Here is a 2600-nt window from a genome sequence, read left to right on the forward strand (position 1 = left end):
CAAATTTGATATTGTATGGTGCGGACCACCCGGTATTTTACAGCAGCACCGTCGATATTATTGCCTGCGTACCCCTTAACAGTCGCCGTTACAACGATGCTGTCGTTTACCCTGTAAGTGCCTTTTGGCTTTTGCACCTCTACTAAAAATGTAGGGCGCTTATATTCTTCTACGCTAAAATATTTTTCGCCGGTGGTAATTGTGTCCTGTATGCTGAAGTTTCCGTTGAGGGAGCCTTCCGGTAATTTAAAACTGCCATTGAAGGAGCCATATTCGTTAGAGGTTACTTTTAGTTCTTTTATTTTTTGTCCGTTGGCATCTTTTAATTGAATAGCGGTGCTAAAGTTGGGCACCACACCGCTTTTACCAGCATCTTTTTGCTGTTGTACCACAATGCCTTTAAAAAAGATGGTTTGGCCCGGACGGTAAATACTCCTATCCATAAATAGCCAGGTAGCAGGTTTGTTTTTTTCTTCCGGGTAAATGTTGTTGTAATAATTATTGCTGTAGTTGTTTTCGAGTAAATGCAGCTCATCATCTGCAGTAGTTATCTGCATAGTGATATTCCTGCTTTCTTTTGTACTGGCCAACATAAAATGGCCGTTTTTATCGCTGGTATAGGTATCTGCTTTTTTGTTTTCGTAGGTGCTGTTATTGTAGTTGTATTTGTTCTCCCACACCTGTACTTTGGCATTGGGCAGCGGCACTCCGGTTTCCCGGTGCAGCAGGTAATAATCTTTACCGGTATTAATGCTGGCGATATTGCTGACATAAATAACCTGTTTGGCCAAACTGTTTTTTGCCAGTGAAAATGTATTGTCGAGGCTGGCCAATAAATAATAAGTACCATTGCCAATTGCATCTGTTTTTATTTCGGCAGCATGTTGCATAAAATCTTTAGGATCGGGCATGGCTACCTGCCAGCTTTTAACGGGTGTTAAAGCTACCATGCGTTGCCACATTTTGTTACCTTCATTTTTCTCTATTTTTTTAATTTCATCATTGCTCGTTTTAATAATCCTGAAATAAACAATGGGTGCATTTTTATATTTCACCAGCGAACGAAAAGGCTGGTTGGGCAGGTTTACTTTTTCTGTTTCCATTTGCAGCATGGGGTGCAAAATGGTTTGTAATAAGTTGGCTGCATTGATGCCACCTTCGCTTGCAGGGAATTTTGCGTAAGCAATATCACAAAGTTCTTTGGCTCTTTTTATTTCGTATTGATGAGGGTTATTGTCGCTTTCCTCCACATGCTCATTTCCCCTGTTATAATAAACAGATGCCCGCAAAAACATGGCTTGTGCCGATGCCGGATTGGTAGGGTACCTTTCTTCGATATTTTTTAAAGCAGCTTCGTACAGTTGTTCTTTATTGCTCATTACGCCGTACTGGTTTACAAATCTCAATCGAGTGAGATCGCCATCCAGCAGGGCATCGGGCTTATGGTCGTTTATGTGAAACTGCAGCATATCCTGTAGCAATCTTATGGCATGAAACTGCAGTGATGTACTATCGTTAGTAGTAAATTTTGTGGTAACAAAAACATCTGCGGTAGCAAATATCTTTTCGTCCTTTAATGTAAATTGGTAAGCTGGTTTGCTAAGGTCGTTTTCGTCTGTTATAAAATATTCGAGTGCACGGTGTGCTAAAAAATCGAAGAGGGACGGCCGCAGCTGCCTGGTATTTTCACCTTTTACAATTATGGGTTCAAAAGCGGTCATCATGATAGTTTTTAGCAAAGTATTGTTTTGCAAACTGGCTTTGTATAAACCCGTAATTGTCTGGTGTAATTTATTCAAGCTCCATGTATTGATGTCGGAGCTGTTTTCTGTTGTTAGTTTGGTACGGTTATATAATTTCCAGCGGTTATTTTGTATGTACTGCCAAAACATTTCTGCCTGCATACTTTGCAAAATGTTTTTTACAGGAGAGGTTGCCTTGGCAATTAAAGTATCCACAAAAAAAATATTGTTTTCCCTGCTGTTTTCTTCTACCATGTTGCGGTAGCGGATCAGGTACATACAAGCCTTTATTTGTTGTGCATCATTATTGTTTTTTATTGCCAGTTTATAGATAGTATTTACTTCTGATTGTGCTGTTTTAGTAAGACCTTTTTTTTCTGCGGCCTCCACATTTTTCCAATTGGTATTGTAGTTATCATTTATCTGTGCCATGGTAACAGAGACTATTGCCAGCCCTACCAGCCAAAGCAATAATTTTTTATAGATCATAATGAAAGGATTTAAATTACAAGATACAATTTGTTACGCTGTTTGAATAGTAGATTAGTTAATCGTTAGATGAGCGATTCAGTAGTATTACATAAATTACCATGCAATATTTTTTAAAGAAGGCAGAAAATTACGGTTAAAGAAATTTTTAAAAATGTTACACTTGTAATTTTGTTTTTCCTACTTTACATAAGGCCACGCTAAATAGAATCATAAAACGTAATTTGTTGGGGTTCATTTATAATGTAAATTTTTCGTTATCAAATTCAGTGATTTTTTTTTAAAATAAATTATACGTTGCATTAAAACATCTTTAAATTTTCGTTTTAATATAATTTATAACTTATATATTCGTTTAGTTTTTTATTA

General features: G+C 37.2%; 1 protein-coding gene. It reads right to left on the reverse strand.

Features of this window, described 5'->3' with window-relative positions; genetic code table 11:
- A partial coding sequence (locus tag H7254_RS19270) for an MG2 domain-containing protein (RefSeq protein WP_301934522.1) occupies positions 1-2231 on the reverse strand: 2231 nt, incomplete at its 3' end.
- Between the last annotated feature and the right edge of the window lie 369 nt (positions 2232-2600).

The sequence above is a fragment of the Ferruginibacter sp. genome (assembly GCF_014377975.1).
Classification (GTDB): Bacteria; Bacteroidota; Bacteroidia; order Chitinophagales; family Chitinophagaceae; genus Ferruginibacter.